Origin of the sequence: Massilia violaceinigra (assembly GCF_002752675.1) — a bacterium.
Classification (GTDB): Bacteria; Pseudomonadota; Gammaproteobacteria; order Burkholderiales; family Burkholderiaceae_D; genus Telluria_A; species Telluria_A violaceinigra.
On record NZ_CP024608.1, the window covers coordinates 3,061,365 to 3,081,332 of the forward strand.

The following is a 19,968-nucleotide window of genomic DNA, read 5'->3' on the forward strand; positions in this document are numbered from 1 at the left end:
ACCGTGTTCTGTAGCCGAAATACAACGAGCCACCCCATCGCAGCCGGTAGGCGATGCAAAAACCGCACTTTTCCGTAGTCGTACGCAACTCACGTTGACAGTGCATCTAGTTTTAGTACAGAATCGGCTCAGAGCGTCCTAGAACGTTGCATTTGGAACCCGTGCAGTCGCCGCCATGCTGAAGATACGGGAATTGTGTAGTAATGATGAGATGAGGGGACAGAATGAAATTTTTCGCCAATACCCGTACCAAGAGTGCCGCATTCCCACTGAGCCCGGTCGCTGCCGGCTGCGCGCTGTTCGTGTCCGCCATGTCGGGCAACGTCTATGCGCAAGCTTCCGCTGCGCCGCAAGCAAGCGATCAGCCGATCACAACGGTCAAGGTGTCGGGCATTCGCCGCGGTATCGAGGACGCGATTTCGGTGAAAAAGGATTCGTCTTCCATCGTCGAGGCTATCTCCGCGGAAGATATCGGCAAGTTGCCGGACGTTAGTATTGCTGAATCGATCGCCCGCCTCCCCGGCTTGGCGGCGCAGCGCGTCGGCGGCCGCGCCCAGGTTATCAGCGTACGCGGCCTGTCGCCGGACTTTTCGACCACCCTGCTCAATGGCCGTGAACAGGTCAGCACGGGCGACAACCGCAGCGTCGAATTCGACCAGTATCCATCCGAGCTGCTCAGCGGCGTGACCATTTATAAGACCCCGGACGCCGGCCTCGTCGGCCAGGGCTTGTCCGGCACCATCGACATGCAAACCGTGCGTCCGCTGTCGTTCGGCAAGCGCACCATCGCGATGAATGTGCGCGGCGAGAAAAACTCGCTCGGCGGCATTGCCAATGCGAAAGACACCGGTAACCGTTTCAGCGTCAGCTACATCGACCAGTTCGCCGACCGCACGATCGGTATTGCGATCGGTTACGCGCACCTGGCGTCGCCGGTGTTGTCCAACGAAACTGGTTTGTACGAGCCGTGGAAAACCGACTCGCGTCCTGGCGTGCCTGCCGGCACCTCCTTGATGGATGGTTTGAAGTCGGTCGCGCGCAGCGGTACCAACAAGCGCGATGGCGTCATGGGTGTCCTGCAATATCGTCCCAACAAGACCTGGACCAGCATGATCGATATGTACGCGTCGAAATTCAAGCGCGAGGAAACGGCCAATCAATACGAAGTCAACCTGAGCAACTACAACGGCGGCTTCGAGCCGGGCCTGATGTACACGCCCGCAACCACCTCGAACGGCGTGCTGACGGGCGGCTCGGCCAGCGGCGTATATCCGCTGGTGCGCGGCATGTACAACAACCGCAAGGATGAAATCAAGGCGATCGGCTGGGGCAACACCCTGCGCTTCGATGGCTGGTCCGTGTTTGCGGACGTCAGCTACTCGAAGGCGAACCGGGATGAAGTGAGCCTGGAAAACAACCTGCAACTGAGCAACGCTGCCGGCGATCCTTTCCTCGACACCGTCGACCTGAAATTCGCCACCGGCGGCTTCTCGCAAATCGGCGGCCGCCTGAACTACAGCGACCCTAAAAACCTGTATCTGCGCAACACGATCTACGGCTCGGGCTACGGCAAGACGCCAAGCATTGAAGACGAACTCAAGGGCTTCAAGCTGGTCGCCTCGCTGCCGATGCCGACCATGCTGCAAAGCTACTTCTCGGGCCTGGACGTGGGTGTTAACTACGCCGACCGCACCAAGAGCAAGATTCAGCCGGAAGGCGCGATCACCCTGCGCGGCGCACCGGGTCCGGTTCCAAGCGAGCTGTCGTACGGGCAGATCGATCTGGGCTTTGCCGGCACCGGCATGGTTCCTGCGTGGAACGTGCCTGGCGTTGTCAGCCAATACATGAACTTTAACCCGAGCTCGACCGAGTCATTCCTGATTTCGAAGGCGTGGGAAGTGAACGAAAAGATCACTACCAGCTTCGTCAAGGCCAATATCGACAGCGAAATCGGTTCGGTCACCGTCAAGGGCAATGTGGGCGTGCAGGTGCAGCATACCGAGCAGTCGTCCAAAGCCAACTATTTTGATGGCACAGCCCCCGCCGGCACCCAGGTCAAACCCGTCCAGGATGGCATGACCTACACGGATTACCTGCCGAGCCTGAATCTGGCGTTTGGCCTGGGCAACCAGCAGACCGTTCGTTTTGCGGCCGCCAAGCAACTGGCCCGTCCGCGTATCGACCAGTTACGCTCGGCGCTCGATTTTAACGTTGGCACCACGGACTTCAAGCCGAGCGCCAACGGTGGTAACGCGCGCCTCGATCCCTGGCGCGCCAAGGCACTCGATCTGTCGTACGAAAAGTATTTCGGCAACAAGGCGTACTTCGCGGTCGCGGCTTTCCACAAAAAGCTCGATACGTACATCTTTACGCAAACCAAGGATTACGATTTCTCCAAATATGTTCCTGGCACCAACGCAATTACCGCGATTGGTAACTACAAGGCGCCGTATAACGGCAATGGCGGCAAGCTGAAGGGCCTGGAACTGTCGGCATCGCTGCCGCTGAGCTTGCTTACGCCGGTGCTGGATGGTTTCGGCGTCTCGGCCAGTGCGACTCACAGCAAGAGCTCGATCGCGATTGAAGATCCGGACAGCAATATCGGCAAGAACATTCCGCTGCCGGGTCTGTCGAAGCGCGTGACCAACCTGACTTTGTACTATGAAAAGAATGGTTTCGAGACCCGCGTGAGCCAGCGCAAACGTTCCGATTTTGTTGGTGAAATCGGCAACTTTGCCAATGACCGCAGCTTGCGCTATGTCGTTGGCGAAGATGTGGTCGACTTCCAGATCGGGTACAACTTCACCGAAGGTAGCTTCAAGGGCTTGGGATTGGTGTTGCAGGTTAATAACGTTGGCGACACCGCGTATGAAACCTACGCTGGCGACCGCAACAAACCGCTGGAATACCAGAAGTATGGCCGCACCTTCCTGATGGGCGCGAATTACAAGTTCTAATGCGTGTTCTACCGGGTTGATCCCGGTGCTGAAAACAACCCCGGTGCACGCGAGTGTGGCGGGGTTGTGTCATTTTGGGAATGGCGCGAGAAGGGCGGGGAGCGCGTTAACGACGATTAGATTGCACGAATAGCCTCAATTACACCCCACTTGCACGCAACTCCGTTACAAAAAATCGCATTCTGGACTACAAGAGAGTAAACTGCAGGATGCTTTCCCGTCGGGCTAGCTAGTCAAATTGTGAGTGTCCTATGTCTGAAACCCCTGTACTACTGTTTTCCGAACTCAACCTGAGCGCCCAAGTGCTGAAGGTCATGAAAGAGGTCGGTTACGAAACGCCGTCGCCGATCCAGGCTGCCACCATCCCGCTGCTCCTGGCCAATCGCGACGTGCTGGGGCAGGCACAGACCGGAACCGGGAAGACCGCGGCCTTCGCGCTGCCGATTCTGTCGCGCATCGACATCAAGCAGCAGTCGCCACAGGCGCTGGTGCTCGCACCAACCCGCGAACTGGCCATCCAGGTCGCCGAAGCATTCCAGAAGTACGCAACGCACATTAAAGATTTCCACGTCCTGCCGATCTACGGCGGCCAGAGCTACGGTCCCCAGCTGCAGGCCTTGCGCCGCGGCGTGCACGTGATCGTCGGCACCCCGGGCCGCGTGATCGACCACCTGGAAAAAGGTTCGCTCGATCTGTCCAAGCTCAAAACGCTGGTGCTCGACGAAGCCGACGAGATGCTGCGCATGGGCTTTATCGACGACGTCGAACAGATCCTGCAAAAAACCCCTGAATCGCGCCAGACCGCGCTGTTCTCGGCCACCATGCCGTCCGCGATCAAGCGCATCGCCAAGACTTACCTGCGCGATCCGGCAGAAGTCACCGTCGCCGCCAAGACCGGCACCGCCGACAATATCCGCCAGCGTTACTGGATGGTGAGCGGCATGCAGAAGCTCGAAGCGCTGACCCGCATTCTGGAAGCGGAACCGTTCGACGGCATGATCATCTTCGCGCGCACCAAGCTCGGTACCGAAGAACTGGCGACCAAGCTGCTGGCGCGCGGCTTCGCGGCCACCGCGATTAACGGCGACATGCAGCAAACGCAGCGCGAACGCACCATCGAACAGCTCAAGAACGGCAAGATCGACATCCTGGTCGCCACCGACGTCGCCGCGCGCGGCCTGGACGTGGAACGCATCAGCCACGTGATCAACTACGACGTGCCGTCGGACCCGGAAAGCTACACCCACCGCATCGGCCGTACCGGCCGCGCGGGCCGCAGCGGCGAAGCGATTTTGTTCATCACCCCGCGCGAGCAGGGTTTGCTCAAGGCGATCGAACGCGCCACGCGCCAGCCAGTCGCGCCGCTGACCTTGCCGACCGTGAAAGCCGTCAACGACGTGCGTATCGCCAAATTCAAGGACCAGATCACCGAGGTGCTGGCCGCCGGCGGACTCGATGTATTCCGTTCGCTGATCGAAGAATATGAGCGCGAGCAGAACGTGCCAGCCGTCGAAATCGCAGCGGCCCTGGCCAAGCTGGCGCGCGGCGACATTCCGCTGCTGCTGGAAAAACCGAACCGCGACGCCAAGAGCGCACCATCGTGGCAGGAAAACGCCCCTGCCGCGCGCGCACCGCGTTCGGACGCGCCAATGCGCAGCGACCGTGGCGATGCGCCAGCGTTCAAGCGCGAGCGCGTATCGCGTCCGTCGGAAGAGGGCATGGGCACCTTCCGTATCGAAGTCGGTCATGCGCACGGCGTCAAGCCGGGCAACATCGTCGGCGCGATTGCCAACGAAGCCAACATCGAGTCAAAGTTCATCGGCCGCATCGAGATTTATGACGACTACAGCACGCTCGACCTGCCGGTCGACATGCCTGCGGACCTGATCGATCACCTCAAGGGTGTGTGGGTCGCGGGTCAGCAGCTGAACATCACGCGTGATGGTGAAGCGCCGGCGGTCAAGAAGGCAGCTCCGAAAAAAGCGGGCGACCGTCGTTTTGAAGAGAAAAAGCTCGGACCTAAGAAGCCGTACGACGCGGCCACCAAGGCCAAGAAGGAAGCGCGCAAGCTGGCCAAGCCAGAGTAAAGTGGCAGGCGGGTAAAAAAATGGGCAGCTTCGGCTGCCCATTTTGCTTGGGTGGTACTACGCAATTTGATCGGGGTGACTGGCACAAAAGCGGACCATCAGCGAGGACTCGACATCCATCCGAAGTCCAATTGCAGCCAATCCTATTCGCTCCACCTGATTGTACTAAGGACCGCGTCGAGATCCCGGCGTGCCTCTTGAGCGGAGCTTGCATCCACTTGAGCTGCATACACGAAGCCCGCAGGCCCGCATAGCAGGCGAATGGATGTGTACATCGTCCCTTCCGGCAGGTCGGTCTGGTCCGATGCCTCGTACTCGACGTAAGCACCTGCGCGTTCGACTGGTTTAAGCGCGAACCGCAGATTGGGCACGGATCCCGACCGTTTGATCGTTGAAAGGTCGCACGCCGATGGGCACGAGCCCCCGCTTCCCAATTGGCATGACTCAAGGATCAGCAGCGGGGGCGCCGGCAGCCCTGTCTTGCTCGACAAAAGGCGTCGTCCTTTATCCCACTCGTTATGCCACCCAGGCAGGGGTGCTACTGAAAAGATGCCCATATCCACCCTGTCCGACGCATGTGCTCCGGATATGGAAGCCAAGGTGATAGCGACGAGGACCGCACAGGCTTTCAAAGTTCTTGAGACTGATTTCATGACTGGTTTTTCCGGGGTGGCGCGCTGCGGGGAAGATGCCCGATCCGAGCGCAAGCTCGCCGCCGATTGTACCAGTCGATCATGTACGGTTTTCCGACCCCGCAGCAAGCTGCTCTTGCGTTGACATCAGTGTGCGCGAGCGGGCATCGCGGCCTGTGTGGCTGGCGCCTCATCCTTCACCAGGCACCACAAGGCCGCCGAGATGGTCAGCGAGGTGCCGCAGATGATGTACAGGGTGCTCTGGTCGGGCACCTTTTTCAGTACGAAGCCCACGCCGGTGGACATCAGCTGCGGCAGCACCACCGACAGGTTGAACACGCCCATGAAAAAGCCCATGCGGCTTTTGTCCACCTTGTCGCTCATGATCGCAAACGGCAGGCTGACCATGGCGCTCCAGCCGATGCCGACCACCGCCATCAGCGCGTACAGCATCATCGGCGTGCGCGCCATGGTCGCAATCAAAAAGTAACCGACCGCCATGATGGCGATGCAGCCGGCCTGCGTGTGCACGCGCCCGATCCTGCGCGCCAGGGGCGCGAGCACCAGCGCCGGCAGCAGGAAGCCGACGGTATTAAGCACCGCAAAGGCATAGGCGATGATCTGGCCGCTCATGGCGTCCGCCGCCTTGGTTTCCAGGCCCGCCGGCACCAGCTGCTGCTGGATGAAGCCATAGGTGTAGACGAACATCGACTGTACGCCGAGCCACGCAAAGCCGTGCGCGATGTAGATGCGCCACAGCTGGCCCCAGTCGGCTTTGGTGGCCGCCGCGGTGTCGTTCTTTTTCACCAGCTCGCGTTCTTCCTTGATGAAGAACATCGGCACCACCGAGAACACGAACACGATGCCCGCGCCGACCGAAATGAGCACGTCGTTGCCCATGGTCGCGCCGATCACGTAGGCCATCACGCCGAAGAATCCCGACACGGTCTGCATCCACGTGTAGCCACGGGTGCGCGCTTCGCCTTCCGGGGTCAGGTCGGCGATGATCGAGCGGGTCGGGTTGAAGCTGATATTGATCGACAGGTCGAGCGTCAGCGCGATGATCACCGCCACGATGACCATGTCGTCGATACCCAGCAGTTTCCCTACCACGTCGATGCGCGGCAGCAGGAACACCATCAGCGCGGCCAGGGTGCCGCCGATCAGGATGAAGGGCCGGCGCCGCCCGCCCCAGAACCAGGCGTCGTCGCTGATCAAGCCGATGATCACCTGGCCGAAGATGCCTGCCAGCGGTCCGGCCGCCCAGACGATCCCGATTTCGTGAATTTCGAGGTTGAAGCGCGTGCTCAAAATCCAGCTCAGGGCCGAAATCTGGATACAGAGCGCAAATCCCATCGCCGTTGAAGGCAGACTCAGGGTCGCGTAAAAAAGGTTATTCAGGCGCTTCTGCATGTCCAGCATCATGTCCCCATCTTGTCTGTTATTTGACTACAAAATCGTGATTTTGCTCGTCTTGTTGCGGCGATTTTACTATGGAACTGTTTAGATTGACACTTAGAAATCGTCATGTTATTTTCCTACAAATATAATGCGTAGCCAAACGCCTGGAGACTCCTGATGCAGATGCAATTCCCGCCAATCAAACCACGCCTGAGTTTCTGGCAGTTGTGGAACATGAGCTTCGGCTTCTTCGGCATCCAGTTCGGGTTTGCACTGCAAAACGCCAACACCAGCCGCATTTTCTCGACCCTGGGCGCGAACGCCGACGACCTGCCGCTGTTCTGGCTTGCCGCCCCGGTCACCGGGCTGCTGGTCCAGCCAATCATCGGCTACCTGAGCGACAATACCTGGCACCCGTTCTGGGGCCGGCGCCGTCCGTTCTTTTTCCTCGGCGCGATCCTGGCGACCGTGGCCATGTTCCTGATGCCGAACTCCACGTCGCTGTGGATGGCGGTGTTCGTGCTGTGGATGATGGATGCGTCGATCAACGTATCGATGGAGCCGTTCCGCGCGTTCGTCGGCGACAAGCTGCATCCGACCCAGCAGACGTCAGGCTTTGCGATGCAGACCTTCTTCATCGGCTGCGGCTCGGTGATCGCCTCGCTGCTGCCGACCATGTTTACCGAGTGGTTCAACGTCAGCAATGTGCCGGTCAACGGCGGCATTCCGGACACGGTGCGCTACTCGTTCTATGTCGGCGGCCTGGCCTTCATGGGCGCGGTGTCATGGACCGTCATCACCACCCGCGAAACGCCGCCCGAAGACATCAAGGCGTTTCGCGCCGATGTAGAGAAGCGCAAGGGCACGCTCCATGCGCTGCGCGAGATTCTGGGTGGCTTCACCACCATGCCGCGCACGATGGTGCAACTGGCGAGCGTCAGCTTCTTTTCGTGGCTGGCGCTGTTTACGATGTGGGTCAACACCACTCCTGCCGTCGCCGAAAACGTCTTCGGCACGCTCGACGCCCAGTCGCCAGCATTCCAGAGCGCCGGCAACTGGGTCGGCGTGATGTTCGCCGTGTATAACGGCGTGTCGGCCATTGCCGCCTTTATCCTGCCCGCCATCGCGCGCCGCACCAACCGCAAGATGACGCATTTGGCTTGCCTCGTCATCGGCGGCATCAGCCTGGCCAGCATTTTCTTCATCACGCAAAAAGAGATGCTGCTCATTCCGATGATCGGCGTCGGCATCGCGTGGGCCAGCATTCTCACCGTGCCGTATGCGATCCTGGCGGGCGCGCTGCCGGCCGAGCGCATGGGCTTCTACATGGGCGTCTTCAATTTCTTCGTCGTGATCCCGCAGATCATCGGCGGTGTGATTCTCGGTCCGATCAGCGCGGCCCTGCTGGGCGGGCGTCCGGTGGCGACCCTGCTGCTGGCCGGTGCGTGCATGGCCATCGGCGGCTTGCTGACCGTGTTCGTGGCTGACAAGGGCGAGCAGGCCAGCTAACGTGGCGTCGAAATTTCCCTACCTGTCGTATCTTATTGTTAACAGACAGGAGTAAAAATGACCATCCACACAGTGAACACCACGGCTTTTGCCGGACAGCGGCCGGGCACCTCCGGCTTGCGCAAGAAGGTAAGCGAGTTCCAGCAACCCGCTTACCTCGAAAACTTCGTGCAGTCGATCTTCAACACCCTGGGCGACTGCGCCGGCCAGACCCTGGTCGTCGGCGGCGACGGGCGTTACTTCAACCGCCACGCGATCCAGGTCATCCTGCGCATGGCGGCGGCACACGGCTTTGCCAGGGTGCTGGTGGGGCAGGGCGGCATTCTGTCCACCCCGGCGCTGAGCTGCGTGGTGAGGAAGCGCGCCGCCTCGGGCGGCATCGTGCTCTCGGCCAGCCACAATCCGGGCGGGCCCGATGGTGATTTCGGCATCAAGTACAACATCGCCAATGGCGGCCCGGCTCCTGAAAAAATCACCGATGCCATCTACAGCCATTCCCAGGTCCTGAGCGAATACCGCATCAGCGACGCCGGCGACCTTGATCTCGATATCATCGGCAGCGCGCGCATCGAGCAGATGGACGTCGAAGTCATCGACCCGGTGGCCGATTACGCAGCGCTGATGGCCGACCTGTTCGACTTCGGCGCCATCAAAGCCCTGTTCTCAGGCGGCTTCACGATGCGCTTCGACGGCATGCATGCCGTCGCCGGCCCGTATGCGCACGCCATCCTCGAAGGCTTGCTTGGAGCGCCGCGCGGCACCGTCATCAACGGCGAACCGCTGGAAGACTTCGGCGGCCACCATCCCGATCCGAATCCCGTCAACGCGGCCGAACTGATTGCGCTCATGTCCACTGCGGACGCACCGGACTTCGGCGCCGCATCGGACGGCGACGCCGATCGCAACATGATCGTCGGGCGCGGCATCGCCGTGACACCGTCCGACAGCCTGGCCATCATCGCCGCCAATGCGGCTGTGGCACCGGGCTACCGCGGCGGCATCAAGGGCATCGCCCGCTCCATGCCCACCTCCACCGCGCCGGACCGGGTGGCGGCCGCGCTCAAGGTGCCGTGCTACGAAACCCCGACCGGCTGGAAGTACTTCGGCAACCTGATGGATGCCGGCATGGTGACGCTCTGCGGCGAAGAAAGCTACGGCACCGGCTCGGACCATATCCGCGAAAAGGATGGCTTGTGGGCCGTGCTGTTCTGGCTTAACCTGCTGGCGGCCAGCGGCAAATCCGTCGAAACGCTGGTGCGCGAGCACTGGGCGCGCTTCGGCCGTAATTACTACTCGCGCCACGATTACGAAGCGGTCGAGTCCAGCGCGGCGGAAGGCTTGATGACGCACCTGCGCGAGCAGCTGCCGGCGCTGGCCGGCCAGGTCATCGACGGCTACACTGTTGATTTCGCCGACGATTTTGTCTACAAGGACCCGGTCGACGGCAGCATCGCCAGCAAGCAGGGCGTGCGCATCGTGATGACCGATGGCTCGCGCATCGTGTTCCGCCTGTCCGGCACCGGAACCGAAGGCGCCACCATCCGCCTTTACCTCGAACGCTACGAGCGCGACGTGGCCATGCACGACATCCCGGCGCAGGAGGCGCTGGCCGGCCTGGCCACCATCGCCGACCGGCTGGCCGGCCTGCACCAGCGTACGGGGCGCGACCGGCCGACGGTCACGACCTGACGAACCACTTTAACAATCAGCCAACAGGGAATACATGAAATTTTCCGCACTTGCAGTTTCACTGGCGCTCACTTTCGGCGCTGCCCACGTCAGCGCCGCCCCGCCGGTGGCGCGCACCCCGTTTATGTGGGAAAACGCGACTGTGTATTTCCTGTTGACGGACCGCTTCAACAACGCCAACAAGGCCAACGACCTGGCGTACGGGCGCAAGGCCGATGCCGCGCCGCTGCGTGGCTACATGGGCGGCGACCTGGCCGGCGTGACCGCGAAGATCAAGGAAGGCTACTTCAAGGAGCTGGGTGTCGATGCGATCTGGATCACGCCGCCGGTCGAGCAGATTCATGCCGGCACCGATGAAGGTACCGGGAAATCCTACGGCTTTCATGGCTACTGGGCGCGCGACTTCACCAGCATCGACGCCAACCTGGGCACCGAAGCGGACCTGCAGGAACTGGTCGACACCGCGCACGCCAACGGCATCCGCGTGCTGCTCGACGTGGTGATGAACCACACCGGCCCGGTCACGGCATCCGACCCTGTATGGCCCAAGGATTGGGTGCGCACCGCACCGGTGTGCGCCTTCAAGGATGCCCGCACCACCGTCGACTGCACGCTGGTGAAGAACCTGCCGGACTTGCGCACCGACGTCGACCGGCCCGTTGCGCTGCCGCCGGCGCTGGTGGCCAAGTGGAAGGAAGAGAAGCGCTACGATCGTGAAGTGGCTTCGCTCGATGCCTTTTTCAAGGAGACCGGCTACCCGCGCGCGCCGCGCTACTACCTGATGAAATGGCACGCGGACTGGGTGCGCAAATATGGCTTCGACGGCTTCCGGGCCGACACCGCCAAGCACGTCGAGCCACGCGTGTGGAAGGACCTGAAGAAAGTCGCCAGCAAGGCGTTCGAGGACTGGAAGCGCGAGAACCCGGCCAAGCGCCTGGGCGACAGCAAATTCTATATGACGGCTGAAGTCTACAACTACTCGCTGCGCCACGCGCACCAGTTCGACATGGGCGGCGAGACCTTCGTCGACTTCTACGACAATGGCTTCGACAGCGTGATCAATTTCAGCATGACGTCGGACGCCAAGGGCGGCTACGACGCCATGTTCGGCCGCTACGCAGCGCTGCTGGGCGGGCCGCTGCGTGGTTATTCGGTGATTAATTATCTGAGTTCGCACGACGATGGTGCGCCGTTCGATCCGACGCGCGCGCGTCCTTTCGACTCGGCGGTCAAGCTGCTGCTCTCGCCTGGCGCGGCGCAGATTTATTACGGCGACGAGACCGCGCGCCTGCTCACGCACGACGGTGCGAAGGGCGACGCGGTGCTGCGTTCCTTCATGAATTGGGAGGAACTGGCCAGCAACGCCCAGCGAGACGGCTACCGTATCGCCGATGTGCGCAAGCACTGGGGCCTGATCGGCCGCTTCCGCCAGGCGCATCCGGCGGTGGGCGCGGGCGAGCATCGCAAGCTGCAAACGACCCCCTACACGTTTGCGCGCACGTACGAGAAGGACCGGGTCGTGGTGGCGCTCGACCTGCCGACCGACAAGTCGACGCCGATTGTGGTGGGGCCGATTTTCAGGGACGGCGAGTCGGTGACGGATTACTACTCGGGCAAGAAGGCCGTGGTGGCGGGCGGGAAGGTCGATTTCCACACGAAGAACGGGATCGTGCTGATCGCGAACTGATCCACCCGCGCTAACGAAAAACCGTCGTTCCCGCGGGCGGGAACCCAATTCCGTGGAGCCGCCTGAAACTACGGCATGAACTTGGGTTCCTGCCGAGGGCCGCCTTTGCGCGGGAACGACGCTGCTGCCATTTCATACATTTCATACAATAGGGTATGCTACGCGCGAACTGCCCGAACTGTCCCAAGCGACCGCGATGACCAAAGAACACGACTCAGAACAAAAGTACAGCCGTACCGCCTACGCCGACGGCCCGCGCCTGCTGGCCGATATCGGCGCGACCCACGCGCGCTTTGCCCTTGAAACCGCACCCGGCGTGCTGCGCTCGGTGCGCGTGCTCAAGTGCGACGACTTCTCGGGCATCGTCCCGCTGCTCCACACCTATCTCGCCGACCACGCCGGCATCCGCATCAATCACGCTGCCTTCGCCCTCGCGAACCCGATCAGCGGCGACATGATCCGCATGACCAACCGCGACTGGCAATTCTCGACCGATGAAGTGCGCCGCGAACTGGGCCTCAATACCCTGCTGATCGTGAACGACTTCACCGCCCTGGCGATGTCGCTTCCCGGCCTGTCGGGCGAGGACCTGATGCAGGTTGGCGGCGGAACGCCGGCAACGAATGCCGTTATCGGCGTCGTCGGACCGGGCACCGGCCTTGGCGTCTCCGGCATGATCCCGACGGTTGACGGCTTCGTCACCCTCGGCAGCGAAGGTGGCCACGTCAATTTCGCCCCGGCCGACGAGCGTGAATTCGCGATTCTGCAATATGCATGGAACGAGTGGTCGCATGTATCGAACGAGCGCCTGATCTCCGGCCCCGGCATGGAAATCATCTACCGCGCGCTGGCCCAGCGCAACGGTGTGCAGGCCACGCCACGGACCTCGCCCGAGATCATCACCGGCGCGCTGGACGATAACGACCCGCTCTGCCTCGAAGTGCTCGACTGCTTCTGCGGCATGCTTGGCGGCGCGGCCGCCAACCTTGCCGTCACGCTCGGCGCCTTCGGGGGCATCTTTATCGGCGGCGGCATCGTGCCGCGCATGGGCGAATGGTTCGCCACATCGACGTTCCGCGCGCGCTTCGAGGCCAAGGGCCGCTTCACGTCCTACCTCGGCCAGATCCCGACTTACGTCATCATGATTCCCAACCCGGCCTTCATCGGCGTGGCGACGATCCTGTCCGAACACCTGCGCGGGCGCAGCGGCGCCAACACGCTGATGGAGCGCGTGCAGCATCTGCAGCACGAACTGTCGCCGGCCGAACAGCGCGTCGCGACCCTGGTGCTGGAACATCCGCGCAAGGTCCTCGGCGAACCGATCGCCGAGATCGCGCGCCTGGCCGACGTCAGCCAGCCGACCGTGATCCGTTTCTGCCGCTCGCTGGGCTTTCTGGGCCTTGCCGACTTCAAGCTCAAGTTCGCAAGCAGCCTGACCGGGACCATCCCCGTGCGCCACAGCCAGGTGCGGGTATCCGACAGCACGCACGACCTGTCGGCCAAGGTGATCGACAATACCGTGTCGGCGATTTTGAAATTCCGCGACCAGCTCGACGTGGTGTCGATCGACCGCGCTATCGCGCTGCTGCGCAAGGCCAACCGGGTCGAGTTCTACGCGATGGGCAATTCACGCGTGGTGGCGCTGGACGGCCAGCACAAATTCTTCCGCTTCCGTATTCCCACCTCGTCGTACGGCGACTCGCATCTGTTCACGCTGGCCGCCGAACTGCTCAAGCCGGGCGATGTGGTGATCGCCATTTCCACCTCGGGCCAGTTGCCGGAGCTGCTGGCGGCCGTGGATGCGGCGCGCGCCACCGGCGCCGACGTCATTGCGATTACCAGCAGCAAATCGGCGCTGGCGAAGCGGGCGACTATTTGCCTGGCGGTCGATCACAGCGAAGACAGCACCAGCTTCCTGTCGATGATCTCGCGCGTGCTGCAGCTTCTGCTGATCGATATTCTGTCGGTCGGCATTTCGCTCGGTGCGCAGGGCGACGATCCGGCGGATCACGAGAAAAAGCGCTCGCTCATCTCGCACCTCGATATCTGATCACTCCACGAACACGACGGCGGTACGCGCGGGGATGGTAAAACGTCCCGTCGCGCTGTCAAACGTGCTTGCCGCGGCACGCTGGTCGGCTGCGGTGGGTGCCGTATGCACCGGATGCAGGCGCAGGCGCCTGCCGCGCATCTCGGCCACATCGAGCGTGTGCGCCACCTTGTCCACATTGATGAAGTACGTCACGCCCGCAAAACCGGCGCCGGCGTAGCCCGTGCCATCGATATGCGCAGCGATCACGGTGGGAACCTGCTTCGACCCGGTGTTGTAGAAGCGCAGGCGCTGCCCGATGTCCTGCGCGCTGCGCATGCGGAACAGCGTGGAGCTGGCCCTGATTTTCAGCAGGTCGCGAAACGCATTGCGCGTGAAGGCGATATCGGCCGGCGCGGGCTTGAGCGCGGCATTGGCCAGCAAGGGTTTGATCAGCGCGTAGTCCTTGGCGTTGTCGTCGGCCGGCGGTGCGCCGGTGCCGAAGTAATTGTCCTGGTAAGTCCAGTCGATGCGGTTGAACCAGTCGCCCGAATTGAAGCTGTTGCGGTCCATCGACTTCGAACGCAAGGTGTCGATCCCGGCGTGGAAGTAGGCCACGCCCTGGCTAAACGCGTTGATTGCCGTGCCCAGTGTCTGCACCCGGGCGCGCTCGGCGCCTGATGTCGCCAGCGGCAGCTTGAACACGTTCATGTCGTACAGCGTCTGGTTGTCGTGATTCTCGACGTAGTTGACCACTTCACCGGGCTCGCTGGCGTATCCGGCCGGCTGGCCGTTGTAGTCGATGGCCTCCAACGCCAACGTGCTGTCTTTCCAGGTCGTCATGGCGTAGCTGCGCACCGAACCGGCCAGCCCAACGCGCACCATGTCGGCCGCCTGCATCAGGTCCGCCGGCGCCCGCTCGCCGGCCAGCGCATTCGGGTCGTACACCAGACCGTTGATGTAGCCCTGGCGCCGGATCAGGTCCGCCCCGCCATCGGCCGCCGAGCCACCGCGTACATGGTCGCGCGCCCGGTCGCTGAAGGTGCCGATGCCGCTGCCGTTCAGCGACAATTGCGACGCTTGCATGAAGCGCGCGCCATCGGCCACCTCGCCGAAGTTCCAGCCTTCGCCGATCAGCTGTACATGGCGGCCCGCCGCCGCGTTCACGCGCGCCTGCAACCGCTCCATCGCCGCGCGCGGCTGGTGGCCCATCAGGTCGAAACGGAACGAGTCGATCCTGTACTCGCGCGCCCACAAGGCGGCCGAGTCGATCATGAGTTTGGCCATCATGCGGTTTTCGGTCGCGGTGTTGTCGCAGCAGGTCGACTGCTCGACGCCACCGGCTGCGTTCAGGCGGTGGTAGTAGCCGGGCACAATGCGGTCGAGGACCGATTTTTCCTTCTGGCCGGAGGCAAAGGTGTGGTTGTACACCACGTCCATGCCGACCCGCAGGCCGGCCCGGTGCAGGTTCATGACCATGCCGCGCAATTCGACGATGCGCGTGGCACCATCAGCCGCATCGCTGGCGTAGCTGCCTTCCGGCGCGTTGAAGTGATATGGGTCGTAGCCCCAGTTGAAGCAATCGGTTGCCGCTGTCTGCCTGATCAGCGTCTGCTGCGCTTCGCTTTCCGCCGCGCCGGTGGGAGCCGGCTGTGCGCATCCGCGTTCCGGAATGGTGGCGATGTCGTACACCGGCAGCAGATGTACGTCGGTCATGCCGGTGCGGGCGAGGGCGGCCAGATGCTTCATGCCGTTCGAGCCTGTGTGGGAAAAAGCGGCGTACTTGCCACGCCTGGCCGCCGGCACGGTGGCGTCGTTGATCGAAAAATCACGCACGTGCAGCTCGTAGACGACCATGTCGGTCTGCGTCGTGACTGTCGCCGGTGGCGCCGACTTGTCCCAGCCGGCCGGCTTTAGTCGCGGCGAGGCCAGGCTGGCGATGTAGCTGCGTTTCGAGTCGGTGGTCAGGCTGACCGAATACGGGTCGGTCACCATGTTGCGCACCAGGCCCGTGCCATCAGCCACCACGTCGACCGCGTATTTGTAGTATTTGCCGGACAGGTCGCCTTTTCGGGTGGCGCTCCAGATACCGGTCGCGCGGTCGAGCCGCATCGTATCGATCGCTGTCGCGCGCCCGCTGCCGCTGTCATAGGTGCAGACGGATACCTGACGCGCAGTCGGCGCCCACAGCTTGAAAGTGGTGCTCCGGCGCGCAGGGATGGCACCGAGATCGCTCGCCGATTCCGCGGCCGCATAAAGATCGTCGAGCGCGCCCGCCGCCTGCAGCCTTGTCGCCGCGCGCACTTTTCCGTCCTCGTCCTCCTGCACCAGTACCAGCTGCTGGCGGTGCAGGTCGGGCAGGCGCGCCAGATCGGATGCCGCTACGATCAGCACCGCGCCCTTGCCGACGTACTTGAAGCGCTGCGCCACGTCCGGCGCCAGTGCGCCGCTGAAAGCAGCGAGCGACAGGGCGCCTGATGCACCGGTGACCGTGCCGCCGGTCGGCGCGGCGATGGTGCCGTCGGGCGAGTGATAGAGTTTGAATCGTCCCGCGTTCTCCACGCCGGGCCATTGCGCAAGGCGCCGGTCCAGCCAGACGGCGCGTGCATCGATGCTGCCGGGCGACGGCTGCACGATCGTTTGAAACGCGTCGCTGTCGCAGACCGCTGCCATCTGCGAGGCCGACGCCGATGCGCTGGCGCCGGCGAGGACTGCGGCCCTGAAAAGTGAGAAGGTCATCTGGCGTCCGGTGTCGTCGTTGTAGAAGCGCCAGGACAGCGAGGTTATCTTTGCTACACCCCGATTTCGTCCAAGCCCCCGATTTTTGCATATTATCGGCGACTTTGTAGTGAAATTACATATGCTGGCTATTTTTTGCCAGGAGCCAGCTGATATTTTTTGAGCTTGTCGTACAGGGTTTTACGCGGCACGCCGAGTTGGTCGGCGGCGGTCGATACGTTCCCGTCAACCGCATCGAGCGCGTTGGCGATCAGTTCGCGCTCGTAGGCGTCGAGCTGCTGCGGCAGCGTCAGTGCGGCGCCCGGGATGGAGGTGGGGGCGGGCGCCGGCGCGGCAACGATGCCAAGCACCAGCCGCTCGGCGAAGTTACGCAGCTCACGCACGTTGCCCGGCCACTCCGCCGCCTGCCACTGGCTCATTTGCTGGCTGCTCCACTGCGGCACCGGCCGCCCGTAGCGCTGCGCCGCATCCTGCGTGAAGTGCGCCATCAGCGGCGCGATGTCGTCGCGCCGTTCGTTCAGGCGCGGCAGGTCGATGGTGGCCACGCCGATGCGGTAGTACAGATCTTCGCGAAAGCGGCCCTCCGCGCTCAGTTCCAGCAGGTCGGCCTTGCTGGCCGCGATGATGCGAAAGTTCACCGCAATCGCCTCGTTGCCGCCCAGCCGCTCGAGCCGGCGTTCCTGCAGCACCCGCAGCAGCTTGACCTGCAGCGCCATCGGCATGCTCTCGATCTCGTCGAGGAACAGGGTACCGCCGTTGGCGTATTCAAGCTTGCCGATGCGGCGTTTGTGCGCGCCTGTAAAGGCCCCCGCTTCGTGCCCGAACATCTCGCTCTCGAACACCGATTCGGGCAGGGCGCCGCAATTGATCGCGACAAAATTGCCCTTGCGCGCGCTGGCCGCGTGGATCAGGCGTGCGACGACTTCCTTGCCGGTGCCGGTCTGGCCGTTGATTAGTATGTCCACGCCGGCCGGCGCGATATTGCGCACCAAAACCTTGAGCCGTTCGATGGCGTCGGAGTGTCCCACCAACTGCGGCGTATCCGGATGCAGCGCCCACGCGGTCTTGAGGCGGCGGTTTTCCAGCACCAGGCTGCGCCGCTCCTGCGCGCGCCGGACCGCGTCGAGCAGGCGTTCGGCGCCGAACGGTTTTTCGATGAAGTCGTACGCGCCCGCGCGCATGGCGCCCACCGCCATCGCCACGTCGCCATGGCCGGTGACCATGATCATGGGCAGTTCCGCGTCCAGCGCCACTACTTGGGCCAGCAGGTCGAGGCCGGAGCGTCCGGGCAGCCGGACATCGCTGACGATCACGCCATCGAAAGCCGCGTCCAGCGCCGCCCCGGCTTCTTCGGCGCTGGCAAAGGCGCGCACGCCGAAGCCCCCCAGTTCCAGGGTCTGGGTGGTGGCCAGGCGCAGCGGCGCTTCGTCTTCCACCAGGATGGCTTGCATGGTTTTCATTCGTTCTCCTCGTCGTTTTCCCTGCCCGGCAGCGGCAGACGCACCTCGAACTGGGCGCCGCCGCCGGGGCGGTTGCTGCCTTCGAGTCGCCCGTTCATGGCTTGCACGATCGATGATGATATCGCGAGCCCGAGCCCGAGGCCCTTGCCCGATGGTTTGGTAGTAAAAAATGGCTCGAACAGGTGGGCAGCCACGCTGTCGGACATCCCCGGCCCACTGTCGGCGATGCGCACCACGGCGTAGCCATCCTGCTGCGCCAGCGTGACCGACACTTCACGTACTGCTGCGTCGTCGACGGCGTCGAGCGCATTGCGCAGCAGGTTGATGAACACCTGCTCGATGCGTACGGCGTCGCCGGTGATCAGCAGCGGAGCGGGCGGCGGCAGCGCCAGCGCGACGCCCAAGCGTTTGAATTCGCCCTGCAGCAAAAATGCCGAGGCGGCGAGGGACTGGGCGATGTCGACCGTCGCCACGGCGTCGCTGCGCCGCGCGAAGCCCTTCAACTGGCCGATGATGGCGCCCATGCGCGCGCTGGCGTCGCTGATGTGGGTCAGGTTGGCGCTGGCCTGCGCTTGCTGCCCGCGTTCGAGAAAGGTGCGCGCGTTGTCGGCAAACGCGCGGATCGCGGCCAGCGGCTGGTTCAGTTCATGCGTGACGCCGGCCGCCATCTGTCCCAGCATTGCGAGCTTGCCCGCCTGGACCAGCTGGTCCTGGGTCGAGCGCAGCACATGTTCGGTTTGTTTCAGGGTGGCGTAGCGCGCTTCCAGGTCGTCGTTGGCCTGGCGCAGCAGCGCGGTGCGCTCGGCCAGTTTCACATCGAGTTCGCCCGCCGCACGCTGCAACGCCGCATTGGCGGCCTGGCGCTCTTCGAGCCGGCGGCGGCGCTGGTACATGGCCCAGGCGGCGACGATGGCGCTGGCCGCGACCAGGGCGGCTGCCAGCGCCCACAGGGCCGCCACGCGCTGCACCCGGCCCGGCGCGGGGAACAGCATCAGCTGCCACCCCAGGGGGCCCGTCTTGCGCGCGGCATGCGGCGCCGGCTGCCCCTCGATGGGGGTGATGGCGCGGCGCGCGTATTGGTCGGTGCTGGCCAGCTCGCGCTGGGTGGCGGCGCTCAGGGGGTGCAGGCTGCGGTACTTCCATTGCGGCCGGTTGGACAGGAACACCACGTCGGCACGGTCGGCCAGCACGATGGTGTCCTCGGCGCCGGCCCAGTTTCGTTCAAATTCGTCGAGGCTGATCTTGACCGCGACCACGCCGCTCACGGTGGCGCCGATCATCACCGGCTGGGCGATGAAGTAACCGGGTTCGCTGGTCGTGCTGCCGATGCCGTAAAAGCGCCCGGCGCGCCCGGCCAGCGCTTCGCGAAAATACGGACGGTAGCCGAAGTTCCTGCCCACGAAGGTGAGCGGCAAATCCCAGTTGCTGGCGGCGATCGTGTTGCCGGCGCGGTCCATCAGGTAAATGGCGCCCACCCGCGACTGGCGGGCGATCGCCTTGAAGCTGCGGTTGACCTGATCGATGCGCGCGCGCTCGCCGGGTTGGGCGAGCAGCGCGGCCACGTTTTCCTGCAGGCCGACGACGTAGGGCAGCGTTTCGAACTTGTCGAGCGCCGATTCCAGTTCGGGCGCCATCAGCTGCAGCTGGCGCGCGCCGCGTTCGAGTTCGTCGGCAGCGCCCTGGCGCGCCGCCCAGTGATAGGCGCCCGCAATCAGCCCCGCGCTGACGAGCAGCGCGAGGAGCCAGGCGAGTTGTCGTTTTACGTGCATGATCGGCCC

General features: G+C 63.2%; 10 protein-coding genes. 6 read left to right on the forward strand and 4 right to left on the reverse strand.

Features of this window, described 5'->3' with window-relative positions:
- The first annotated feature begins 224 nt into the window (after nt 1-224).
- Nucleotides 225-2,957, forward strand: coding sequence for a TonB-dependent receptor (locus tag CR152_RS13820; RefSeq protein WP_099875425.1), 2,733 nt, complete (start codon nt 225-227; stop codon nt 2,955-2,957).
- Between the two features lie 251 nt (nt 2,958-3,208).
- On the forward strand, nt 3,209-5,044 hold the full coding sequence (locus CR152_RS13825) for a DEAD/DEAH box helicase (RefSeq protein WP_099875426.1): 1,836 nt from the start codon (nt 3,209-3,211) through the stop codon (nt 5,042-5,044).
- Between the two features lie 779 nt (nt 5,045-5,823).
- Here the strand turns inward: CR152_RS13825 and CR152_RS13830 are convergent.
- Nucleotides 5,824-7,101: an MFS transporter gene (locus tag CR152_RS13830; protein WP_229413387.1), complete on the reverse strand. Its 1,278-nt coding sequence runs from the start codon at nt 7,099-7,101 to the stop codon at nt 5,824-5,826.
- Between the two features lie 153 nt (nt 7,102-7,254).
- Between CR152_RS13830 and CR152_RS13835 the strand changes: the two genes are divergently transcribed.
- The 4 genes from CR152_RS13835 (at nt 7,255) to CR152_RS13850 (ending at nt 14,012) form a co-directional block, all read left to right on the forward strand.
- Nucleotides 7,255-8,586 carry an MFS transporter gene (locus tag CR152_RS13835; RefSeq protein WP_099875427.1) on the forward strand — a complete coding sequence of 444 codons (1,332 nt, stop codon included), beginning with the start codon at nt 7,255-7,257 and terminating at the stop codon, nt 8,584-8,586.
- A 57-nt stretch (nt 8,587-8,643) separates the two neighbouring features.
- A complete protein-coding gene (locus CR152_RS13840) occupies nt 8,644-10,275 on the forward strand; it encodes an alpha-D-glucose phosphate-specific phosphoglucomutase (protein WP_099875428.1) in 1,632 nt (543 codons plus the stop codon).
- A 34-nt stretch (nt 10,276-10,309) separates the two neighbouring features.
- Entirely contained in the window at nt 10,310-11,962 is a 1,653-nt protein-coding gene (locus CR152_RS13845) for an alpha-amylase family glycosyl hydrolase (protein ID WP_099875429.1), read from the forward strand.
- A 196-nt stretch (nt 11,963-12,158) separates the two neighbouring features.
- On the forward strand, nt 12,159-14,012 hold the full coding sequence (locus CR152_RS13850; RefSeq protein ID WP_099875430.1) for a glucokinase: 1,854 nt from the start codon (nt 12,159-12,161) through the stop codon (nt 14,010-14,012).
- Here the strand turns inward: CR152_RS13850 and CR152_RS13855 are convergent, their stop codons facing one another.
- From CR152_RS13855 to CR152_RS13865, 3 genes are all read right to left on the reverse strand, one after another.
- Nucleotides 14,013-16,730: an alpha-1,6-glucosidase domain-containing protein gene (locus CR152_RS13855; protein ID WP_099875431.1), complete on the reverse strand. Its 2,718-nt coding sequence runs from the start codon at nt 16,728-16,730 to the stop codon at nt 14,013-14,015.
- Nucleotides 16,731-16,858: 128 nt separating this feature from the next.
- Nucleotides 16,859-18,190, reverse strand: a complete 1,332-nt coding sequence (locus CR152_RS13860; RefSeq protein WP_370663818.1) for a sigma-54-dependent transcriptional regulator — start codon at nt 18,188-18,190, stop codon at nt 16,859-16,861.
- Complete coding sequence (locus CR152_RS13865) at nt 18,187-19,959, reverse strand: sensor histidine kinase (RefSeq protein ID WP_099875432.1); 1,773 nt, start codon at nt 19,957-19,959, stop codon at nt 18,187-18,189. The genes CR152_RS13860 and CR152_RS13865 overlap by 4 nt, the downstream gene beginning before the upstream one ends.
- Nucleotides 19,960-19,968 lie beyond the last annotated feature (9 nt).